15 protein-coding genes and 1 pseudogene are annotated in these 22,832 nt (G+C 63.3%); 6 read left to right on the forward strand and 10 right to left on the reverse strand.

The genetic code is table 11. The features are described 5' to 3' along the window. Positions 1-19 precede the first annotated feature (19 nt). Genes ACIQ3Q_RS12330 through ACIQ3Q_RS12350 form a run of 5 tightly spaced genes read right to left on the reverse strand, consistent with a single transcriptional unit; the run spans position 20 to position 5,691 of the window. Positions 20-295, reverse strand: coding sequence for a K+/H+ antiporter subunit F (locus tag ACIQ3Q_RS12330; RefSeq protein WP_396269376.1), 276 nt, complete (start codon positions 293-295; stop codon positions 20-22). Continuing rightward, complete coding sequence (locus tag ACIQ3Q_RS12335) at positions 292-861, reverse strand: Na+/H+ antiporter subunit E (protein ID WP_396269377.1); 570 nt, start codon at positions 859-861, stop codon at positions 292-294. Before ACIQ3Q_RS12335 ends, ACIQ3Q_RS12330 begins: the two co-directional genes overlap by 4 nt. Then, a complete protein-coding gene (locus ACIQ3Q_RS12340) occupies positions 858-2,489 on the reverse strand; it encodes a monovalent cation/H+ antiporter subunit D (RefSeq protein WP_396269379.1) in 1,632 nt (543 codons plus the stop codon). Before ACIQ3Q_RS12340 ends, ACIQ3Q_RS12335 begins: the two co-directional genes overlap by 4 nt. Beyond that, positions 2,486-2,854, reverse strand: coding sequence for a Na+/H+ antiporter subunit C (locus tag ACIQ3Q_RS12345; protein ID WP_396269391.1), 369 nt, complete (start codon positions 2,852-2,854; stop codon positions 2,486-2,488). Before ACIQ3Q_RS12345 ends, ACIQ3Q_RS12340 begins: the two co-directional genes overlap by 4 nt. A gap of 2 nt (positions 2,855-2,856) precedes the next feature. Next, positions 2,857-5,691, reverse strand: a complete 2,835-nt coding sequence (locus tag ACIQ3Q_RS12350; protein WP_396269380.1) for a monovalent cation/H+ antiporter subunit A — start codon at positions 5,689-5,691, stop codon at positions 2,857-2,859. A gap of 166 nt (positions 5,692-5,857) precedes the next feature. On the opposite strand from ACIQ3Q_RS12350, the gene ACIQ3Q_RS12355 reads away from it, so the two are divergent. Genes ACIQ3Q_RS12355 through ACIQ3Q_RS12365 form a run of 3 tightly spaced genes read left to right on the forward strand, consistent with a single transcriptional unit; the run spans position 5,858 to position 9,378 of the window. Then, positions 5,858-6,859 carry a 2-hydroxyacid dehydrogenase gene (locus tag ACIQ3Q_RS12355; protein ID WP_396269381.1) on the forward strand — a complete coding sequence of 334 codons (1,002 nt, stop codon included), beginning with the start codon at positions 5,858-5,860 and terminating at the stop codon, positions 6,857-6,859. A gap of 12 nt (positions 6,860-6,871) precedes the next feature. Then, positions 6,872-8,194: a DNA recombination protein RmuC gene (gene rmuC / locus ACIQ3Q_RS12360; protein ID WP_396269382.1), complete on the forward strand. Its 1,323-nt coding sequence runs from the start codon at positions 6,872-6,874 to the stop codon at positions 8,192-8,194. Next, the gene (locus ACIQ3Q_RS12365; protein WP_396269383.1) at positions 8,191-9,378 is read left to right on the forward strand and encodes an MFS transporter; all 1,188 of its coding nucleotides are present in this window, start codon (positions 8,191-8,193) and stop codon (positions 9,376-9,378) included. The genes rmuC and ACIQ3Q_RS12365 overlap by 4 nt, the downstream gene beginning before the upstream one ends. Before the next feature lie 13 nt (positions 9,379-9,391). On the opposite strand, the gene ACIQ3Q_RS12370 is transcribed toward ACIQ3Q_RS12365, so the two are convergent. The 5 genes and pseudogenes from ACIQ3Q_RS12370 to ACIQ3Q_RS12390 form a co-directional block, all read right to left on the reverse strand. Next, positions 9,392-9,997, reverse strand: coding sequence for a glutaredoxin family protein (locus ACIQ3Q_RS12370; RefSeq protein ID WP_396269384.1), 606 nt, complete (start codon positions 9,995-9,997; stop codon positions 9,392-9,394). A 40-nt stretch (positions 9,998-10,037) separates the two neighbouring features. Continuing rightward, positions 10,038-12,062, reverse strand: a pseudogene (locus ACIQ3Q_RS12375) (M3 family metallopeptidase). A 27-nt stretch (positions 12,063-12,089) separates the two neighbouring features. Beyond that, positions 12,090-12,944 (reverse strand): bifunctional methylenetetrahydrofolate dehydrogenase/methenyltetrahydrofolate cyclohydrolase FolD, encoded by an 855-nt coding sequence (folD, locus tag ACIQ3Q_RS12380; RefSeq protein ID WP_396269385.1) that lies wholly within the window; start codon positions 12,942-12,944, stop codon positions 12,090-12,092. A gap of 83 nt (positions 12,945-13,027) precedes the next feature. Beyond that, on the reverse strand, positions 13,028-13,660 hold the full coding sequence (locus ACIQ3Q_RS12385) for a response regulator transcription factor (RefSeq protein WP_210810237.1): 633 nt from the start codon (positions 13,658-13,660) through the stop codon (positions 13,028-13,030). After that, positions 13,657-16,224 carry a PAS domain S-box protein gene (locus ACIQ3Q_RS12390; protein WP_396269386.1) on the reverse strand — a complete coding sequence of 856 codons (2,568 nt, stop codon included), beginning with the start codon at positions 16,222-16,224 and terminating at the stop codon, positions 13,657-13,659. Before ACIQ3Q_RS12390 ends, ACIQ3Q_RS12385 begins: the two co-directional genes overlap by 4 nt. Positions 16,225-16,388: 164 nt before the next feature. Here ACIQ3Q_RS12390 and aceE point away from each other — a divergent pair, with 164 nt between their 5' ends. The 3 genes from aceE to lpdA all read left to right on the forward strand — a co-directional run bounded on the left by aceE (position 16,389) and on the right by lpdA (position 22,683). Then, a complete protein-coding gene (aceE, locus tag ACIQ3Q_RS12395; RefSeq protein ID WP_396269387.1) occupies positions 16,389-19,097 on the forward strand; it encodes a pyruvate dehydrogenase (acetyl-transferring), homodimeric type in 2,709 nt (902 codons plus the stop codon). A gap of 99 nt (positions 19,098-19,196) precedes the next feature. Further along, complete coding sequence (aceF, locus tag ACIQ3Q_RS12400) at positions 19,197-20,852, forward strand: dihydrolipoyllysine-residue acetyltransferase (protein ID WP_396269388.1); 1,656 nt, start codon at positions 19,197-19,199, stop codon at positions 20,850-20,852. Positions 20,853-20,862: 10 nt separating this feature from the next. Beyond that, positions 20,863-22,683 (forward strand): dihydrolipoyl dehydrogenase, encoded by a 1,821-nt coding sequence (lpdA, locus tag ACIQ3Q_RS12405; protein ID WP_396269389.1) that lies wholly within the window; start codon positions 20,863-20,865, stop codon positions 22,681-22,683. Positions 22,684-22,832 lie beyond the last annotated feature (149 nt).

Here is a 22,832-nt window from a genome sequence, read left to right on the forward strand (position 1 = left end):
CGCGTTGAGTCCTTGAGTGTCATTCCACCACGTCGCCACGACTGAGGTAGCGCGCGAGAGCCACGGTCGAGGCGAACCCCAACATGGCCACAATCAGTGCGCCCTCGAAAAGCAACTCCGTGCGCCAACGGATGCCCAGCAGCACGATCAAGGCCACCGCGTTCATGTACAGGGTGTCCAGCGCCAAGATGCGATCGGTGGCGTGCGGGCCCTTGAAGAGCCGCCAACCGCACATCAGCAATGCCAGGGTGACGGCCGCCACCCCGATGTTCAGGGCGAGATCGAGCACGTTCATGTGGGGCTCCCTGCGTTCAGATAGAACACACGCAACAGCGGGGCTTCATAGCGAGTCTTCATGTCGGCCACCATCGCTGCGGCGTCATCGCCATTCAAGGCGTGCACCCAAATCACACCTTGCGTTTCGTCCACCACCGCAGAGACCGTGCCGGGTGTGGTGGTGATGATGCTCGCAAACAAGGCGTTCACCCGTGGATGCTGGCTGGCCAGCGGCACTTTGAGCCACACCGGGGACATGCGCTCTAAAGGCCCCAAGACCAAGCGGGCCACGGTGATGTTGGAGATCACGATGTCCCACAGCACCACCATGGCCAATCGACAGGCGGTGGGCCAATGAACCGGGCCAGTTGCGGGCAAGAAGGGGCTGATCAAGCGGGGAACGATCAGGCCGATCAAGGTGGCGGACAGCAGATGCACAGGCTCTAGACTCTGTGAAAGAGCGAGCCAACTCAGCCCCAGGAGCACCGACAGTATGGGGTGAGCCAACCACATCGATGCGGGGGCCCCGGTGGGCTGCGGCTTGGGCGTCACGTCAGAGCTTGAGGCAGGGGGCTGGGGCCTCATGGCTTCTCCTTGAGGGGTGCTTGCTGCCCGTCATAGGGGCGCGTTGTCGCGCTGGGCGCATCACCCAGCACGGACTTCAGATAGCTGGCGCGGTCCGCCAACTGCAGGGCTGTGGCGTCGGTATAGCGTTTGATGGGCGAGGCGCTCACCGCCAAGCCCACGGAGATGACCATCAGCACCACAGCCGCTGACAGCATCTTGGGGCTTGAGCCCGAGGCTTCAGTGGGAGTTCCGGTCGTGGGTTGGACATGCCAGAAGATGATCACTCCAGCCCTGGCCAAACCCACAATGCTGACAAAGCCGACGCAGAGGACGACGGTCCAAACCCAGGCTTGCGCGGGCAGTGCCGCGCTGCTTTGCAAGATCATCAGCTTGCCCAAGAAGCCTGGCAAGGGCGGGAGGCCCGCAACAGAGGCCGCACCAAACAGCATCATCAGGCCCAGCAACACGGGCTCTTTGGCGGCGTTGGCGGGTTGAAGGGCATCACCCGCTGTGCCGCGTTGGGCGGCCATCAACTCCACCAGCAAGAACAAGCCCGCGATCACGATGGTGCTGTGCAGCATGTAGTAAAGCGCGGCCGACAGCGTGTCGGGCGTGAACAGGCCCACCGACGCCAGGATCGTGCCCACTGAGGACACCGTCAGGTAGCCCACCAAGCGGCTCAGGCTGTGAGAAGCCAATGCGCCCAAGACACCCAGCACGCTGGTCAGCAAGGCCGCAGGGAGCAGCCAGGCTTGTGCGCTCAGGGCCGCTTCACCCGGGGCGTCGCCAAAGATAACCCAGTGGGTTCGGATGATGCTGTAGACGCCGACCTTGGTCATGATGGCGAACAGCGCTGCCACCGGGGCGCTGGCAGAGGCATAGGTGCCTGGCAGCCAAAAGTAGAGGGGCACGATCGCGGCTTTCAGGCCAAACACCACCAACAACAGCAGGGACGATGCGCGCGCCAGGCTTGCGCTGTCCCCTTGGAGTTGGGCCACGCGCTGGCTCAAGTCGGCCATGTTCAGCGTGCCGGTGACTGCGTAGAGCATGGCCAGCCCAATCAAGAACAGGCCCGAGCCCCCCAGGTTCAGCACCACGTAGTGCAAGCCCATGCGCAGGCGTTCGGTGCCCAGCCCATGCAACAGCAGCACGTAGGACGAGATCAGCAGAACCTCAAAGAAGACAAAGAGGTTGAACAAGTCGCCCGTCAAAAATGCACCGGCCAGCCCCATCAATTGGAACTGGAAGATGGCGTGAAAGTAGGGGCCGCGGCGATCCCAGCCGCCCAGCGCGTACCAGAGCGCCGGGGCAGCCACGACATAGGTGAGCAGGACCATCAGGGCTGAGAGGCGATCCAGCACCAGCACGATGCCGAAGGGCGCCGGCCAATCGCCCAGGCGATAGGTGACGGGTGGGCCGTCCATGGCGCGCCACACCAAGGCCATGGCCATGCCGCAGCCCAGCAACACCGAGCCCATGCTCAGACGTCTCCGCCAGCGCAGCGCGGCGGAGTCGTGGCCGCCACCCGTTTGGCTCATGCCCTGTGGCTCGCCCAGCAGCAGCAAGAGTACCGCCGTCGCAGAGGGCAGCAGCACGGACAACACGGGGCCATGCATCCACCAGAATTCGTAAACAGCATCCATCATCGGGAGGCCTTCTCGGTGCTGGGTGGGTAGCCCACCGCGTGGCCAGGCTCATGCCCGTCGACATGGTCACTGCCACTCTCATGGCGGCTGCGCAAGGCCAGCTCAATCACAAAGCCGGTGGTCGCAAAGCCGATGACGATGGCCGTCAGGACCAAGGCCTGGGGCAGGGGATCTGCCATCGGAGCCGATCCTCCAAGAATAGGCGCACCGTTGACCCACAAACGACCCATGACAAAGATGAACACGTTGACGGCATAACCGAAAAGGCTCAAACCCAACACCACCGTAAAGCTGCGACCCCGCAGCATCAGGTAAAGGCCACAGGCGGTGACAAAACCAATGCCAGAGGCCAGCAAAAACTCCATGCTCATGCGTGGACTCCCGAATCAGAGGAAGGCTTGGGTCCGCGCTCACGGCTGACTGAGCCCAGTACGGAGATGGTCAGCAAGGTAGCGCCCACCACGGTGCAAAACACACCCAGGTCAAACAGGGCGGCTGAGGCCAGGGGTAACTCGCCTAAGACCGGCACGGCTGGATGCCCATGCGCACTGGTCATGAAGGGGCGGCCCCACACAAAGGCCCCAACGCCCGTCAGGCCAGCGATGGCCAGGCCACTGCCAATCCAGCGCACAAAACGGCGGCCACCATGGGCTTGCATCAGTGCTTCTGCGCGCTCTTGACCCATGGCCATGAACTGCAAGACCAGCGCGACGGCGGTGATCAGGCCTGCAATGAAGCCACCGCCAGGGAGGTTGTGACCGCGCATAAAGATGTAGAGCGCGAACACAAGGGCCAGCGGCAGCACAACCGAGGCCGCGACCTTCAACAAGAGCGGCTGGGCCGCGAAGGTCCAGTGCCGCCCTTCGGGGTCAACCGCAGGGCGCCGCGCACGCAGGCCGTCCATCAGTGCCAGCACGCCAATGGCGGCAATGCCCAACACGGTGATCTCGCCGAAGGTGTCGTAGCCACGGAAGTCGACCAAGATGACGTTGACCACATTGGTGCCGCCGCCCATGGGCAGTGATTGGGCCAGGAAATACCAGGAAATGGACTCTAGGTCTCGTGTCATGAACAACCATGCGACCCAGGCCATGCCCGAGCCACCGGTCAAGGCGATCAGCGCATCACGAACGCGCCGCCCGGAGCTAGACTCCCTGGGCGACTGCTGTGGCAGCAGAGCCAGGCCCATCAGCAGCATGACGGTGGAGACCACTTCCACCGAGAGTTGGGTCAGCGCCAAATCTGGCGCAGACAGGCTCACAAAGCACAGCGATGTGACCAAGCCGACGACACCCACCAAGACCACGGATTGAAAGCGTTGGCGGTGCGTGAGGACGATGGCCAAGCAGGTCACGCCCAGCAGAACCCAGATGGCGATGGCCAGACCGTTGGCGGGCATCTGTGGCCGCTGGCCCGTGCTGATGTCTTGACCCATGAACTGCGACCCCACCAAGACGATGGCAGCGATCACCAAACACAGCACATAGCGCTGCAGAGAGCCGGTCTCAAGCCGCGCAGAAAGGCGCCCCGACAGTCCAAACAGGCCGTCCATCAAACGGCTCAAGATCTCCCGCCCAGTCAGCGCACCGAACCAGTCCTCAGAGCTCAGGCTATGCAGTCGCTTGCCGCGAGCCAAGGCGAAATACAAGGCTACCCCGAGGCCCAAGGCCAAAGCGCTCATCAATAGCGGCAGATTGAACCCGTGCCAAATCGCCAGGTGATACGCCGGCAGCGGCTGGCCCACCATGGCGGTCGCGGCGACATGCACCAAGGGGCCGAAGGTCAGGGCCGGCAACAGCCCCACCGCCAAGCACAGCGCAACCAGCAGGATGACAGGCAGCTTCATGCCCAGCGGCGGTTCATGGGGGTGCGTGTTCGGCACATCGCCGAGTGCGCCGTTGAAGTAGGTGTCATGTACCAATCGCAGCGAATAGGCCACGCTGAAAACACCGGCTAAGGTGACCAGGACAGGCACAGCCATGGCCCAGAGGCCGGTGCTGGCGTTCACGGCTTCCGTGAAGAACATTTCTTTCGAGAGGAAGCCATTGGTCAGGGGCACGCCGGCCATGGACGCCGCAGCGACCATGGAGAGGGTGGCGGTCCAGGGCATGAACTTCCACAGTCCGCCCAACTGCCGCATGTCACGAGAGTGGGTTTCATGGTCCACGATGCCCGCGATCATGAACAGAGAGGCCTTGAAGGTGGCGTGATTCAGCACGTGAAACACCGCAGCCACCGCAGCCAAGGGCGAGCCCAGGCCGATCAAGAACACGATCAAGCCCAGATGGCTGATGGTGGAGTAAGCCAGCAGCCCTTTGAGGTCATGCTTGAAGATGGCAACAAAGGCCGCGAACAGCACGGTGATCAGGCCCGCGCCACTGACGATGGCTTCAAACCAACCCGTGCCAGACAACACAGGATACATGCGCATCAACAGGAACACCCCGGCCTTGACCATGGTGGCGGAGTGCAGGTAAGCGGAGACCGGGGTGGGGGCCGCCATGGCGTCCGGCAGCCAAAAGTGAAACGGAAACTGAGCGCTTTTGGTCAGGCAGCCCAGCAAGATCAAGATCAAGGCGGGTACAAAAAGCGGAGAGGCTTGGATGGCTTCCACTTGGCCCAGCATGCCGCTGAGCTCATAGGTGCCGGCGATCTGCCCGAGCATGACCATGCCCCCGAGCATGGCCAAGCCGCCGCCGCCGGTCACGGCCAATGCCTGACGGGCGCCTGCTCTGGCCTCAGGGCGGTGGCTCCAGTAGCCAATCAACAAGAATGAAGAAATGCTGGTCAGCTCCCAAAAGACCACCAGCAGCAGCACGTTGTCCGAGAGGGCCACACCCAGCATGGCGGCCATGAACAACATCATCTCGCTGAAAAACTTGCCCGCGGAGTCCTGTGGACTCAGGTAGAAATGGGCATACAGCACGATCAAGAGGCCGATGCACAGAATCAAGCCCGCAAAAAGCAGCGATAGACCGTCCAGCCTGAAGCTCAAATGCAGTCCAATTTCGGGCACCCATGACCACGCATTTCGGATGGTTTGCCCGGCCATGACGGCTGGCGCATGGCTCAGCAGCAGCCCGAGACTGCCTGCAGTGACGGCGCCGGCCGCGATGGCAGTGAGCGGTCTGGACTTGGCGCCCAGCCACCATGTCAGCAGCGTGCCGATGCACAGTGGGAGGAGAACAATGAGGAGCAGCACGCTTGTCTTTCAGTGAGTGGCGGGATTCTAGGCGGCGGAACTTTGAAGTCAGCTGAAAATGCACGGGGCAAGCTGTCAGGGAAAATCAGGGGGCAGCAGCCTGCGTCGCCCTGCTCCTCTATCTTGCCCCTTGCCCCTATCTCTGTTTCTGAAAGCCCGCCGTCTCATGAGTCCTCCTCGCCTGCTGGTCACTCGACGCATTTTTCCGGAGGTGGTGGCGCGCTTGCAGCGCCACTTTGACGTGCGATGGCATGACAGTGACATGGCCTTGAGCGCGGCCCAATTGCGGGATCAACTGCAAGGCTGTGATGCGGCCTTTGTGGCCACCACCGAGCGCATCGACGCGGTCTTGCTGCAAGCTTGCCCGCAGCTCAAGGCCGTGTGCTCCATGGCCGTGGGCGTGAACAACATCGACATCGAGGCCTGCACGGCGCGCGGCGTGATGGTGAGCAACGCGCCCGACGTGTTGACCGAGACCACGGCCGACTTTGGCTTTGCGCTGATGATGGCGGCGGCACGGCGCGTGCCTGAGAGTGAGCGTTTTTTGCGCGCCGGGCAGTGGACGCAGTGGAGCATGGATCTCTTCGCGGGTGCCGACATTCACGGCCGCACCTTGGGCATCTTGGGCATGGGCCGCATTGGCCAGGCCGTGGCGCGCCGGGGTGTGCATGGCTTTGGCATGTCGCTGCTGTATCACAACCGCAGTCGCTTGGCGCCTGAGCAGGAGGCGGCCCTGAAGGCCGAATACGTCAGCAAGACGGAGCTGCTTCAGCGTGTCGACCACCTGGTGATCGTGGTGCCCTATACGCCTCAAACCCACCATCTGGTGGGGGCAGCCGAACTGGCGTTGATGAAGCCCACCGCGACCCTGACCAACATCGCTCGCGGCGGGGTGGTGGACGACGCAGCCCTGGCCAGGGCATTGTCTGAAGGCCAGATCGCCGCCGCAGGCATTGATGTGTTTGAGGGCGAGCCCAAGGTTCACCCAGACTTGCTGGCGGCGCCCAAGGCGGTGCTGACGCCACACATCGCCAGCGCCAGTCTGCCCACGCGCTTGGCCATGTGCAATCTGGCGGCAGACAACCTCATCGCGGCCTTTACAGGTGGGCAGCCGCCGACCGCGCTGAACCCGCAAGTCCTTGCTCTGAAATGGCGAGGCCAAGCCTGACAGAATGCGGGAATGCCCGCTGCGCTCCCTCTGTCTGATATGCCCCTGCTTTGGGGTGTGCTGATTCTCCTGATTCTCAATCTTTTGGTGCTGCTTTGGGTGGCGTTGCGTCGCTCAAGCGGCCCAGATGTGGCGGGCCTGATGGCCCAGGCCGAGACCCGCCAGCAGCGCGATGCCGAGCGCCTAGAGCGCGAACTTCGCGAGGCGGTGATGGCCACCGCGCGTGACTTGCGTGCAGAGGTCGGCCAGCAATTGGCCCTGACCCAGCAAACACTGCTGCAACAGTCTGATGTGCTAGGGCGGCAGCAAGTGGGGCAGTTGGAGCGCTTGGCCGAGGTGCTGGAGCGGCAGATGGCCGAGTTGCGGGAGCGCATGGGCCAAGCCTTGACCCACCTGCAAGAGGGCAACGAGCGCAAGCTGGATGCCATGCGGGCGACCGTGGATGAGAAGCTGCATGCCACGTTGGAGCAGCGCTTGGGCGAGAGCTTCAAGCAAGTGGCCGATCGCCTTGAGCAAGTCCACCAGGGCTTGGGTGAGATGCAGGGCCTAGCGCGCGAGGTGGGCTCGCTGGGCCGCGTGCTCAGCAATGTCAAAACCCGCGGCGTGTTTGGCGAGGTGCAACTGGCCGCGCTGTTGGAGCAGGTCTTCACGCCCGAGCAGTACGCCGCCAATGTGGAAACCGTGCCGGGCACAGGGGCGCGGGTGGAGTTTGCGCTGAAGCTGCCGGGCGGGCAGGGCGCCACGGGGCCGCTGTGGCTGCCCATTGACGCCAAGTTCCCGCGTGAGGATTACGAGCGCCTGTTGCAAGCCCAAGACGAGGCCGATGCACCGGCGGTGGAGTTAGCCGCCAAGGCCATCGAAGCGCGCCTACGCGCCGAGGCCAAGCAGATCCGCGACAAGTATCTGGCGCCGCCCCACACCACCGACTTTGGCATCTTGTTTGTGCCCACTGAAGGCCTTTATGCCGAGGCCCTGCGTCGCCCTGGGTTGGTGGAGAGCCTGCAGCGCGAGCAGCGCATTTTGGTGGCCGGGCCCACCACGCTGCTGGCGGTGCTCAACAGTTTGCAAATGGGCTTCAGAACCTTGGCCATTGAGAAGCGCAGCGCCGAGGTCTGGGAGGTGCTGGGCGCCGTCAAGACTGAGTTTGGCCGCTTTGGCGAGGTCTTGGCCAAGACCAAAAAGAAGCTGGAAGAAGCCAGCAGCACCATCGACGCGGCCGAGGTGCGCACCCGCGCCATGACGCGCAAGCTCAAGGGCGTGGAAGCCATGCCGGTGGAGCGGGTGGGCGGTGTGCTGGGCGCAGCCGCGCTGGACGATGACGAGGCTCAAGGGTGAGGGGCGAGGCTGAGCACAGCCAAGCCCTGAGGCAGGCCTTTCCGGCCGTGATCGCCATGTTGGTGTGCGTGCATGCCAGCATGGCCGCGACTCGCGTGGCCGCCAGCCTGTTGGTGCTGCACCGCGGCTATCCGGAGTGGGTGGTGGGCGCCTTGTTGTCGCTGTTCGCGGTGGCGCCCATTGCCTTGTCACTCTGGGCGGGGCGCTTGGCGGATCGTCATGGCATGCACAAGCCCCTGGGCGTGGGCGTGCTGCTGGGCACGGGCGGTGCCGCCGTGGCGGTGGTGTCTCAGCACCCGGTGGCTTTGGCCATTGCGGCCTTGGCCACGGGCGGCGCCATCGCCGTGGCCGCCGTGGGGGTGCAGCGAGAAGCCGGCCTGATGGCGCGCGACCCTTCTGACCTCAAGCGTGTGTTCAGTTGGGTCGCCTTGGGCCCGGCCCTCTCCAATGCGCTGGCGCCGGTGGCGGTCGGCCTGTTGATCGACCATGTGGGCTTTCGGGCCGGCTTTGTGTTTGCGGCGGTGCTGCCCTTGCTGGCGTGGTGGCTGGCGATGCGGGTGCCGCGCAGTGTGCCCGCAGCCGCCAAAGAACCGGCATCCGGCACTGTCGGCCGGGGGGCCTTAGCGCTTCTGCGCCTGCCGGCCTTGCGCTGGCTGATCTTGGTGAACTTGGCGCTGTCGTCCTGCTGGGACGCCCACAGCTTTGCCGTGCCCGTGATTGGCCACGGCCGCGATATGAGCGCCTCGGCCATCGGCCTGGTGCTGGGCAGTTTTGCGGCCGCCGCTACGGTGGTGCGCCTCTTGATCGGCCGCTTCGCGGACCGGCTGGATGAGCGGGTGGCGCTGCGATCCGCCATGGCCCTGGCCACGGCCACCTGCTTGGTCTATGCCTATTTGCCGGGGCCAATGGGCATGATGCTGGGCTCCGCCGCCTTGGGGCTGGCTTTGGGCTCGGTGCAGCCCATGATCTTGGCCATGCTGCACCGGGTTACGCCCTCAGACCGGCATGGAGAAGCCTTGGGCGTGCGCATGCTGGCCACCAACGCCGCCACCATCGTCATGCCCTTGGGCTTTGGGCTGCTGGCTGCCGCCACCGTCCCCTGGGCGCCGATGTGGCTGATGGCTGGCCTGGTGCTCTTGGCCCAGATACCGGCCAGTCGGATTCAGGCTCGGCCGGGGCACTGAACACCCAAGCCCATCAGAACCGAATCTTCGGAGCGTTGGGGTCGGCCGGTGGCGCGGTGGGCGCGGCAGGCTCAGGCCTGCGTTGCTCGACCGGCTTGGGCGCTGGTGCCGGCGTGGTCAGCGGTGTGGAGGCTGGGTTGCGGTAACTCGCAGGAAGCGCCGAAGTCTTGGGGTAGCCCGCAGCATCCAGGTAGCCCTGCCAATCATTGGACTGGTAGCCCTTGAGTTGCTGGCTGCCAATGGTCAGCACCGGCAAGTTGCGGTCCCCGGTGAGCTTGGCCAAAGCGGCCGTGTCAGTGTCGGTTTCGACCCGTTTCTCGGCAAAGGGGATGCCTCGCTGAGTGAGGAGCGAGCGGCCCTGATCGCAGGGTGCACAGCCTGGGCTGGTGTAAAGGGTGACTGGATAGCGGCCCACTACGGGACGCAATGCAGCCGGGAGATTGGCTGCATCGACCCGCCCGCCGATGCCGCTGATGGGCACGGCCTGCGCCTTGGCCTCGGCCGGAGGGCGGTCGGTGTAGGTGACCGTGCCATCCGGGCCGACGACTTTGTACTGAGCACAGACCACGGACGCCCACAGAGCCAAACTGCTGGCCAAAAAGGGTCGGAGAGTGTTCATGGCAAGACCGAGCAAAAAAGGACAGTGAAAAAGACAGCGCTTAAGCCGCAATGCCTTGATGCCGCAGCAGCGCGTCGATCTGGGGTTCGCGGCCACGGAAGGCCTTGAAGCTCTCCAGGGCTGGGCGGCTGCCACCGGCCTCAAGAATCTCGCGACGATAGCGCTCACCCGTGCGGGCGTCCAGAACGCCAGCCTCTTCAAAGGCACTCCAAGCGTCCGCAGAGAGAACTTCTGCCCATTTATAGCTGTAGTAACCGGCGCTGTAGCCCCCGGCAAAGATGTGCGAGAAGGTATGGGCGCCGCGCGCGAAAGCGGGCGGAAAGATCACCGCGACTTATTGGCGTACCTCGTCTGCCACTGCCAACACGCGCTCAGCGGCTTCTGGCTCGGTGTGCAGGCGCATGTCGAACAGGGCGTATTCCACTTGGCGCAGGGTCTGCAGGCCGCTTTGGAAGTTCTTGGCCGCCAGCATCTTGTCGAAGAGCGCGCGCGGCATGGGCTCGCCGCTGTCCACATGGGCGGTTAGCGTGTTCAACACGTCCCACTCCCAGCAGAAGTTCTCCATGAACTGGCTGGGCAATTCCACTGCGTCCCACTCGACGCCGGAAATGCCTGAGATGCCCAGGTCATCGACCTGGGTCAGCAGGTGGTGCAAGCCATGGCCGAACTCGTGGAATAGGGTGATGACGTCGTCGTGCGTCAGCAGCGAGGGCTTGTCGCCTACCGGCGCGGCAAAGTTGCAAATCATGTTGGCCACCGGGGTTTGCAGGTGGCCCACATCGGCCCGCACCCAGCGCGAGCGCACGTCGTCCATCCAAGCGCCGGGCGACTTGCCTGCGCGCGCACAAGGGTCGAGGTAGAACTCGCCAACCAACTGGCCAGCGCGCTCGATGCGGAAGAACTGCACGGCCTCGTGCCAAACGGGCGCGCTGGCGGGGCTGATGGCCACGTCGAACAAGCGCTCGATGATGCCGAACAGGCCTTTGAGCACGGTGGGCAGCGGGAAGTAGGCCTTGACCTCTTGTTCGCTGAAGGCATAGCGAGCCTCTTTGAGCTTTTCGCTGGCAAAGGGGATGTCCCAGCTTTGCAGGTCCGACAGCCCCAGTGCGGCTTGGGCGAAGTCCTGAAGCTCCGCCCAGTCCCGTTGGGCCGCCGGGCGGGCCTTGCTGCTCAGGTCACGCAAGAACTGCATCACTTCGGCGGGGCTGCGCGCCATCTTGGTGGCCAGCGAGACCTCGGCATAGTTGGCATAGCCCAGCAGACGGGCCTCTTCTTGGCGCAGTTGCAGCAGCTCGGTCATCAGCGCAGAGTTGTCGCGCTCCGGCGCGTCCAGCTCGCTGGCCCGGGTGATGTAGGCACGGTAGAGCTTTTCACGCAGCGGCCGGTGGGTGGCGTACTGCAGCACCGGGAAGTAGCTGGGGAAGTGCAGGGTGATCTTGTGGCCGTCTTTGCCCTCGGCGGCGGCGGCATCACGGGCGGCTTGGGTCACATCGGCGGGCACGCCCGCCATCTCGTCGAGGCTGGCGTAACAGGCGAACGCGTCCGTGGCGTCGAGCACATGGTTGGAGAAGTTTTGCTCCAACTCGGCTGAGCGGTCTTGGATCTGCTCATAGCGGGTTTTGGCCTCGCCGCGCAAGTCCGCGCCGCCCAGTTTGAAGTCACGCAGCCAATGGTTCAGGGCATGTTGGCGCGCTGGGGTCAGGGCGCTGCCCGCGGGGCTGGCGGCCAGGGCTTGGTACTTGGCGTAAAGGCGCTCGTCGGCGCCCAGTTGGGTGAAGAACTCCGTCACTCGCGGCAGCGCCGCGCCGTAGGCCTCGCGCAGCTCTGGCGTGTTGGCCACGCGGTGCAGGTGGCCCACGGCGCCCCAGGCGCGGCCCAAGCGCTCGGTGGCCACGGACAACACCCGCGCCATGGCGTCGAAATCGGCCGGCACCTCGTCACTTACCACCTGCTCCAGTGCTGCTGCAGATTGCGTCAGCAGCGCCTCCACGGCCGGCGCGACATGCTCGGGCCGAATGGCGTCATAGGCCATCAGGCCCTCAGTCTGTAGCAGGGGGTTATTCATGAGTCCTCCGTTGAATCTAGTCGTGCTTCAGCTCCGCGCTGCGCGCTCAGCTGCCTCCAGGGTGTTGACCATGAGCATGGTGATGGTCATGGGACCCACGCCACCCGGCACGGGCGTGATCCACGAGGCTACCGGTGCCACGCTTTCAAAGTCAACGTCACCGCATAGTTTGCCTTGTTCATTGCGGTTGATGCCCACGTCAATGACGATGGCCCCACGTTTGACCATGTCACCCCGCAAGGTGTTCTGTCGGCCCACCGCAGCCACCACGATGTCCGCCTGGCGGGTGTAGACGCCCAGATCAGGCGTGCCGCTGTGGCAGATGGTGACGGTGGCGTTGGCCTGCAAGAGCAGCAGTGCCATGGGCTTTCCCACCGTGTTGCTGCGGCCAATCACCACGGCATGCTTGCCTTTGAGCGATTCGCCGGTGCTCTCGATCAGCTTCATGCAGCCATAAGGGGTGCAGGGCCGAAAGCCGGGCAGGCCCGTCATGGTCTCGCCGGCAGACAGCACCGAGTAGCCGTCCACGTCTTTGCGGGTAGAGATGGCCTCGATGACCTTCTGTGCATCAATGTGCTTGGGCAGCGGCATCTGCACCAAGATGCCGTGCACGGTGGGGTCGTTGTTCAGGGCGTCGATGCGGGCCAGCAATTCGGCCTCGGTCATGCTGGCCGGGTATTGCTCAAGGATGGAGCGGATGCCGGTGGTCTCGCAGGCCTTGACCTTGTTGCGCACATAGACAGCCGAGGCAGGGTCGTCACCCACCAAGATCACGGCCAATCCGGGCTGGCGCCCTTGAGCGGTCAGGGCGGCGGTGCGCTGGGCGACTTCCGCGCGGAGTTGGGTGGAGAGGGCGTTGCCATCAATGATGCGGGCGGTCATGGTGGTCCTTCAGGAGAGAACGGGGTCAGGAATGGCAAACGGGGCCCAAGGGCCCCGTCAGTGGTGTGTGGTTGCGTGGGCGCTCAGGCCTTGGCTGCGGGCGCGTTGGCACCCAGTGCGATTTTGAGAAGGTCGGCCACGGTGTTGGCGTTGAGCTTCTCCATGATGTTGGCGCGGTGCGCCTCCACCGTCTTGATGCTGATGCCCAGGTCATCCGCGATCTGCTTGTTCAGGCGGCCAGCGACGATGCGCTCCAGCACCTGTGCTTCGCGGGTGGTCAGGCGCGAGAGCAGGGCGTCGCGGCTGGCTTGCTCTTGGTGCTGGCTGAAGGCCACGCGGGCTTGGTCCAGCATGCGCTCCACCAAAGACAGCAGCTCTTCTTCCTTGAAGGGCTTCTCGATGAAGTCCATCGCGCCCTTCTTCATGGTGTTCACCGCCATCGGCACATCGCCGTGGCCGGTGATGAAGACGATGGGCAATGGGCTCTTGCGCTCTAAAAGGCGGTCTTGCAACTCCAGGCCGCTCATGCCGTCCATACGGATGTCGGCGATCAGGCAAGCCACTTCACGCGGGTCGAAGCGTGAGAGGAAGGACTCGGCGGAGTCGAAGCACTTGACGCGATAGTCTTTGCCTTCAAGGAGCCATTGCAGGGAATCTCTGACCGCTTCGTCATCATCGACAACGTAGACGGTACCTTTCTTGGGGATCAGGCTCATGAGGACGATGCGTTTGGGTTGGAGACTGCGGCTTCCATCGGCACGTCGGGGACAGCAGGCCCCTCGGCTCGTTGGGTCAAATCCACCGGGAGTGTCACCGCGAAGCGACATCCGGTGACGGAACTCCCATTGTAGAGGTTCTGGGCCCGGATGCGTCCTTGATGCGACTCAATGATCGAGCGGCACAAGGACAGGCCAATACCCATGCCTTCGACCTTGGTCGAGAAAAAGGCTTCGTACAGGCGGGCCAGCACGTCTTCCTTCATGCCCGGGCCGGTGTCGGTGACACTGAACTCAATGACGCCACCTTCTTCGGCACTGTGCTTGGGCACCACACGCAGCTCAATGTGGCGGCGCGACGGCGGCATCTGCGCGCTATCAATCGCCTCGGCGGCGTTTTTGAGCAGGTTCATCAAGACCTGCTCGATCAAGATCGGGTCCACCATCAGCGGGGGCAGGCGCTGCGCCACATAGGTGTGGATGTTGACCTTGCGGCGACGCAGCTCGATACCTGCCAATTCCACCGCGTCTTCCACAATGTCCACTGCTTGCGAGGCTTGGCGCTGGGGTTCGCTGCGCTTCACAAAGGCGCGGATGCGGTGGATCACCTGCCCGGCGCGCTCGGCTTGGCGGGCGGTTTTCTGCAGTGCGGCAATCATGTCGTCAGTCTGGATGGTGCCGGCGCGCACGCGGCTGACGATGCCATTGCAATAGTTGGTGATGGCCGTCAGCGGCTGGTTCAGCTCATGCGCCACCGAGGAGGCCATCTCGCCCATGGTGATCAGGCGGCTGGTGGCAGCGGCCCGCTCGGCTTGCTGCTGGGCTTGCTCTTCAATGCGGCGGCGCGCAGTGATGTCGGTGGCAATCAACATCTGCGCTAGCCGACCGTCCGTCCACTGCAGGTAGCGGCTGCGTACGTCGAACCACATCTGCAGGCTTTCGATGTAGACCTCGCGCGGCTGCGCCCCAGACTCTGTCAACTCTTGCGTGGGCAAGCCAGACAGCGTATCGACGTTGTCTTCCCCTTCGGCCTGGAAGGGCGGGCTGATGCCGACACTCGTCAGTCCTTCATGCCCCTTGGCGTCACCGCCAAACCAGAGTCGGTAGGAACGATTGGTGAACAGCAATTCGCCTTGTTGGACCGACAGCACGGACACCGCGGCATCCAACTGTTCCAGCACGGTGGTGAAGCGTTCATGGGAGGCAGAGAGCTGATCGCGGATGCGTTTAGCCTCTGTGATGTTGGTCATCGAGGTCATCCAACCCGTCTGCTGGCCTTTGGGGTCGATCAGGGGCGAGACATACATGCGGGCATCAAACACCGAGCCGTCTTTGCGCTTGACCTTGACCTCAATGCCACCGGCGGGGCTGCGGCCCTGGAGTTCTTGTTGCAGCAGGCGCATGTTTTCTTCGATGCGGTCTGCAGGCCAGTAGGGGAAGGGCGGGAATCCGTCGACCAGGTCGGTCTCGGCGTAGCCGGTCATGGCGCAAAAGGCGGGGTTCACGTAGGTGACTTGGCCATTCATGTCCATGGCCCGCATGCCCGTGAGCATGGAGTTCTCCATGGCTCGGCGGAAGTTGGTCTCTTGGACCAGGGCCTTTTGGATTTGGCCGCGTCGGCGCATGTGGCGCCATGTGCCCAGCAGCATCCACACCGTCAGCACGGAAAGGGCCACCACCATCCAGAACAAGGTGTTGCCGATCAGGCCAATGGAGGTTCGGAAGCCCTGGCCACGAAGTTGCATGCCGTTGGCCAAGGGGGCCAAGGGGACTTGGTAGGCCAGGGTGTTGGTGCTTTGAGTCTGTGTCGGCGTGTTGACCGTGCCTGTCAGGACGCGCTGGTCCGGCCCAAGCACCACGATGGCATGGCGGCGGGTGACCTCGGCGGGTACAAAGTAGCGCAGCAGGGCTTCAATGGAGTACTCCACGACGATGGCCCCGGCAAAGCCGTGGCGGTCTATCAGGGGGACATGAAGCTGAAACACCGGCGCACCTTGGGCGTCGTTGTAAGGCTTGGAGTAAAGCGGTTGGCGGGCTTCTCGGGCAGCCAGGAAGGCGGCTTCGGCTTCGCTGCGCTGGTTCTCCACCGGCAAGGCGGGCTCGGGAATCTCGCCATTGGGCGCGGTTTCTGGGTGGAAGGTGCTGACGGCTTGGCTGGCACGCACTTCGCGCTGGGCATTGATCCAGGCCACCAAGCGCACCTCAGGTCGCTCTCTCTGAAAGGTGGCGGCCTGGTGCATGAACTCTTTGGCGTCGATGTCGCGGGTGACCAGCTCTCGGGCCATCCGAACCAATTGCTCTTGGTTTTCGATCAGGTGCAGGCGGATTTGCTGCTGCGCGACCTCGGTATCACGGTGCAGGGCTTCCGTGGCGCGGTCGATTTCTTCATTGCGCAGGTACCAAAACGCCGAGGTGATGGCTGCCAGGAACAGCAACACCGACACCAGTGGCCCCATGGTGGCAAAGCGGTCTTGGCGCGAGGGCGATTGCCGACGCCACCAGCGTCCGGCCAATCGCTTGAGCCGGGAGGGGGTGGGTTTGGGAGCTTCACTCAGATCAGACATTGGTGTCCATTATCGCGAAGGGACATTCCTTGCCAGAACTTGGTTTCATCCGAGTACGTATTTCTCACAATACGAAACGAGTAGCCGCCATTTGAAATACATATCAAGTTGTGCCACACTCTCGCCCACCTAACGACCCATGGCCTTTCAATAGGAGACAAACCATGTCCGCCATGCCTGATTCCCGCCTTGGAGCGTCCGCCATCGATGTGGATGCCCAGGAAACCCGCGAATGGCTTGACGCGCTGACCGCCGTCATCAGTGCCGAGGGCCCAGAGCGCGCCCACTTCTTGTTGGAGCAGTTGCTCGAAGAGGCACGTCAGCACAGCGTGGACCTGCCGTTTTCTGCCAACACGGGCTATGTCAACACCATCGAGACCTCGCAAGAGGCGCGCTGCCCCGGCAATATCGCCATCGAGAAGCGTCTGCGCGCCTATATGCGCTGGAACGCCATGGCCATGGTGGTGCGTGCCAACCGGCTCAACCCGGCCGACGGCGGCGACCTGGGCGGCCACATTGGCTCCTTTGCGTCTTTGGCGTCCATGCTGGGTGCGGGTTTCAACCACTTCTGGCACGCAGAAAGCGCGGACCACGGTGGCGACCTGCTTTACATCCAAGGCCACAGTGCGCCTGGCATTTACGCCCGAGCCTATCTGGAAGGCCGCTTGACCGAAGCCCAGCTCGACAACTTCCGCCAGGAAGTGGACGGCAAGGGCTTGCCCAGCTACCCCCACCCCAAGCTGATGCCGGAGTTCTGGCAGTTCCCCACCGTCTCGATGGGCTTGGGCCCTCTGATGGCCATCTACCAAGCCCGCTTCTTGAAGTATCTGCATGCCCGTGGCATTGCCGACACGGCCAAGCGTAAGGTCTGGGCCTTCATGGGCGACGGTGAAATGGATGAACCGGAAAGCCTGGGTGCCATTGGCTTGGCGGCCCGTGAAGGTTTGGACAACCTGGTGTTCGTCGTTAACTGCAACCTGCAGCGTTTGGACGGCCCGGTGCGCGGTAACGGCAAGATCATCCAAGAGCTGGAAGGCGAGTTCCGTGGCAGCGGCTGGAGCGTCATCAAGCTGATCTGGGGCAAGGGTTGGGACGAGCTGCTGGCCCGCGACAAGAGCGGCAAGCTGCGCCAGCTGATGATGGAAACCCTGGACGGTGACTACCAGGCCATGAAGGCCAATGACGGTGCCTTCATCCGCAAGAACTTCTTCGGCAAGTACCCTGAGACCGCCAAGCTCGTGGAGCACATGAGCGACGACGAGATCTTTGAACTGCGCCGTGGCGGGCATGAGCCTGAGAAGGTCTATGCCGCCTTCCATGCTGCGCACAACAACGTGACAGGCCAGCCCACCGTGCTGCTGGTCAAGACCGTCAAGGGCTATGGCATGGGCAAGGCCGGTGAAGGCAAGAACACCGTGCACCAGACCAAGAAGCTGACGGACGAAGACATTCGCTACATCCGCGACCGCTTCAACATCCCGGTGCCAGACAGCGATCTGCCCAACTTGCCCTACTACAAGCCGGCCGACGACACGCCGGAGATGAAGTACCTGCAAGAGCGCCGCAAGGCTTTGGGCGGCTACCTGCCCAAGCGCCGCCCGGTGGCTGAAGAGAGCTTCACCGTGCCGCCCCTGGAGACCTTCAAGGCGGTGCTGGACCCCTCGGCCGAAGGCCGCGAGATCTCGACCACCCAAGCCTATGTGCGTTTCTTGAACCAACTGCTGCGCGACCAGGCCTTGGGCCCCCGCGTGGTGCCTATCTTGGTGGACGAGGCCCGCACCTTCGGCATGGAAGGCCTGTTCCGCCAGATCGGCATCTACAACCCCAAGGGTCAGCTCTACACCCCGGTCGACAAAGACCAGGTGATGTACTACCGCGAAGATAAAGCCGGGCAGATCCTACAAGAGGGCATCAACGAAGCCGGCGGCATGGCCAGCTGGATCGCTGCAGCCACCAGCTACAGCACCAACAACCGGATGATGATCCCGTTCTTTGTGTACTACTCGATGTTCGGCTTCCAGCGCATTGGTGACCTGGCCTGGGCGGCGGGTGACATGCAGGCGCGTGGATTCTTGCTGGGCGGCACCTCGGGCCGCACCACGCTGAACGGCGAAGGCTTGCAGCATGAAGATGGCCACAGCCACATCTTGGCTGGCACCATCCCGAACTGCATCTCTTACGACCCGACCTTCGCCCACGAAGTGGCGGTGATCATGCAGCACGGCCTGAAGCGCATGGTGGAGAAGCAAGAGAACGTCTTCTACTACCTGACCTTGCTGAACGAAAACTACCCGATGCCCGGCCTCAAGGCCGGCACCGAAGAGCAGATCATCAAGGGCATGTACTTGCTCGAAGAGGGCGCCAAGAAGACCCCGCGCGTCAACCTGCTGGGTTCTGGCTCCATCCTGCGTGAGTCACAGTTCGCCAAGCAATTGCTGGAAGACGACTGGGGCGTGGCCGCCAATGTCTGGAGCTGCCCGAGCTTTAACGAACTGGCCCGTGAAGGCCAGGATTGCGAGCGCTTCAACCTGCTGCACCCCACCGACGCACCGCGTGTGCCCTTCATTGCTCAGCAATTGGACGGCCACCCTGGCCCGGTGATTGCCTCGACCGACTACATGAAGAACTTCGCCGAGCAGGTGCGGGCCTTCATCCCCAAGGGCCGCACCTACAAGGTGCTGGGCACCGACGGCTTTGGCCGCAGCGACTTCCGCTCCAAGCTGCGCGAGCACTTCGAGATCAACCGTCACTACATCGTCGTGGCCGCACTCAAGGCCCTGGCCGAAGAAGGCAGTGTGCCTGCGACCAAGGTGGCTGAAGCCATTGCCAAGTACGGCATCAAGGCTGAAAAAGTGAATCCCCTTTACGCTTAAGCGGAAAACGGGATTCACTTTTCAGCGAAGACTCACATCGCTCAGCGATGTGATGTCGTAGCTACAAGATGGATCCCATCACTAAGATTGAGACACATCATGAGTTTGATTGAAGTGAAAGTCCCCGACATCGGCGACTTCAAAGACGTGGCCATCATCGAGTTGCTGGTCAAGGTGGGTGACACCGTGAAGGCCGAGCAGAGCCTGATCACCGTCGAGAGCGACAAGGCCTCGATGGAGATTCCCTGCTCGCACGCTGGTGTCGTCAAGGAACTGAAGGTTGGCCTGGGCGACAAGATCAATGAAGGCACGGTGGTGTTGATGCTGGAGGTCGCCGGTGCCACCGCAGCAGCGCCTGCCGCCGCGCCCGCACCGGCTGCGGTGGCCGCACCCGCGGTGGCTGCGCCAGCGCCTGTTGCCGCACCCGCTGCGTCGGCTGTGGGCCGCATTGAAGTCTTCGTGCCTGACATCGGTGATTTCAAAGATGTCGCCGTCATCGAGCTGCTGGTCAAGGTTGGTGACACCGTCAAGGCTGAGCAGAGCTTGATCACCGTGGAGAGCGACAAGGCCTCGATGGAGATTCCGTCGTCACACGCCGGTGTCATCAAGGAGCTGAAGGTCGCGCTGGGTGACACGGTCAACCAGGGCACTTTGCTCGCCATCGTGGAAGGCGAGGGCGCTGCTGCTGCGTCTGCCCCCGCACCGGCTGCTGCCCCAGCGGCGGCGGCAGCTGCGCCCGCACAAGTTGCAGCTGCTCCGGTGGCTGCTGTGGCCTCTGCCCAGCCGGCCCATCAGCCAGGCACACCGGCCGCAGGCTTGCCGCATGCGTCCCCCAGCGTCCGCAAGATTGCGCGTGAACTGGGCGTGCCCCTGGCTGAAGTCAAGGGCTCGGGCCACAAAGGCCGCATCACCGCGGACGACGTGCAGAACTTCGTCAAGGGCGTGATGGCCGGCAGCCTGCAAACGGCCGCCCAAAAGGCCAAGGCTCCGGCGGCAGCGTCTGCGGGGGCTGGTGGCGCCTTCCCTGGCCTGCTGCCCTGGCCGCAGGTGGACTTTGCCAAGTTCGGCCCCGTCGAGCGCAAGGATATGTCGCGCATCAAGAAGATCAGCGGCGCCAACCTGCATCGCAACTGGGTGGTGATCCCGCACGTCACCAATCACGACGACGCCGACATCACCGATCTCGAAGCCTTCCGCGTTCAAACGAACAAAGAGAATGAGAAGTCGGGCATCAAGGTCACCATGCTGGCCTTCATGATCAAGGCGGCCGTGGCGGCTTTGAAGAAGTTCCCCGAGTTCAATGCCAGCTTGGATGGCGATCAGATCGTCTACAAGAACTACTTCCACATTGGCTTTGCGGCGGACACGCCCAATGGCCTGGTGGTGCCGGTGATCAAAGACGCCGACAAGAAGGGCATCTTCCAGATCAGCCAAGAGATGGGCGAGCTGGCCAAGAAGGCCCGTGACGGCAAGCTGGGCCCGGCCGATATGTCGGGTGGTTGCTTCAGTATCTCGTCCTTGGGTGGCATTGGTGGGCGCTATTTCACGCCCATCATCAATGCGCCGGAAGTGGCCATCATGGGCGTGTGCAAGAGCAGTATGGAGCCCCGCTGGGATGGCAAGCAGTATGTGCCGCGCTTGATCTTGCCGCTCTCCTTGAGCTGGGACCACCGCGTGATTGACGGCGCAGCTGCTGCACGCTTCAACGTCTATTTCGCATCTCTGCTGGCGGACTTCCGTCGCATCGTCTTGTAAGGAGCCCAGCATGGCAACGATAGATGTTGTGGTGCCGGACATCGGCGACTTCAAAGACGTGGGCGTGATCGAAGTGCTGGTCAAGCCGGGCGATACCGTGAAGGTGGAGCAAAGCTTGATCACCGTGGAGAGCGACAAAGCCTCGATGGAGATTCCTTGCTCGCATGCGGGCGTGGTCAAGGCCCTGAAGGTGGCCGTGGGTGACAAGGTCAACCAAGGCTCACTGCTGTTGGTGTTGGAGACGGCGGATGCCGCTGCGGCCGCTGCACCTGCTGCGGCGCCTGCACCGGCCCCTGCGGCTGCTGCAGCCCCTGCGGCTGCCGTGGTGGCTGGGCCAGCAGGCAGCTACAGCGGCGCGGCCGATCTGGATTGCGACGTGTTGGTCTTGGGGGCTGGCCCTGGCGGCTACTCTGCCGCCTTCCGCGCGGCCGACCTGGGGCTCAAGGTGGCAATCGTTGAGCGCTATGCCACGCTGGGTGGTGTGTGCCTCAACGTGGGCTGTATTCCGTCCAAGGCGCTGCTGCATGTGGCGGCGGTGATGGACGAGGTCAGCCACCTGGGCGCTCTGGGCGTGGAGTTTGGTGCGCCCGAGGTCAATATCGACAAGCTGCGCGCCCACAAAGAAAAGGTCATTGGCAAGCTGACTGGCGGCCTGGGTGCCATGGCCAAGATGCGCAAGGTCACCACCGTGCGTGGCCTGGGGCAATTCATTGACCCGCACCATGTGCGCGTCGAAGAGACCACGGGCAGCGGCCAAGAAAAGACCGGTGCCAGCAAGACCATCAAGTTCAAGCACGCCATCATTGCGGCCGGCTCGCAAGCCGTGCACTTGCCCTTCTTCCCGAAGGACGAGCGAATTGTCGACAGCACCGGGGCGCTGGAGCTCAAGGCCGTGCCCAAGAAGATGCTCATCGTCGGCGGCGGCATCATCGGCCTGGAGATGGGCACCGTCTACAGCACCCTGGGCGCCCGCCTGGACGTGGTGGAGATGATGGACGGCCTGATGCAAGGTGCAGACCGTGACTTGGTCAAGGTTTGGCAGAAGCTGAATGCCCCGCGCTTCGACAAGATCATGTTGAAGACCAAGACGGTGGGCGCAGTGGCCACGCCGGAAGGCATCACCGTGCAGTTCGAGGGCCTGGATGGCACCAAGAGCGAGAGCACCTACGACCTGGTGCTGCAAGCTGTGGGCCGCACGCCCAACGGCGGCAAGATTGCCGCCGACAAAGCCGGTGTGGCCGTGACGGAGCGCGGCTTCATCAACGTGGACATCCAGATGCGCACCAATGTGCCGCACATCTTCGCCATTGGCGACCTGGTGGGCCAGCCCATGCTGGCGCACAAGGCGGTGCATGAGGCGCATGTGGCGGCGGAAGTCATCGCCGGTGAACTGCAGGGCAACAAAGAGCTGGCCTCAGCCGCCTTTAACGCCCGCGTCATCCCGAGCGTGGCCTACACCGACCCCGAAGTGGCCTGGGTAGGCCTGACCGAAGACCAAGCCAAGGCCCAAGGCATCAAGGTCAAGAAGGGCCTGTTCCCTTGGACGGCCTCGGGCCGCGCCATTGCCAATGGCTGCGACGAAGGCTTCACCAAGCTGTTGTTCGATGACTCCCCCGAGGCTCATGGCCACGGCAAGATCTTGGGCGGTGGCATCGTCGGTACCCATGCCGGTGACATGATTGGTGAGATCGCCCTGGCCATCGAGATGGGAGCGGATGCGGTAGACATCGGCAAGACCATCCACCCCCACCCCACGCTGGGCGAGAGCATCGGCATGGCGGCTGAGGTGGCTCACGGGTCTTGCACGGACTTGCCGCCATCGAAGAAATAAGCGGCACGCAGTTCAAAGTAAAAGCCCCAGACGGGAAGCTGTCTGGGGCTTTTCCATTCCAGCGTGTGGCGAATTACCCCGAGCGCAGGCACCTCCCGTCGATGCTGTTCAGGCGCTGGACCTGAGGCGATGCTTTACCCAAGGTGAGC

Source organism: Ideonella sp. (assembly GCF_044358605.1).
In the GTDB taxonomy this organism is placed as follows: Bacteria; Pseudomonadota; Gammaproteobacteria; order Burkholderiales; family Burkholderiaceae_C; genus Ideonella.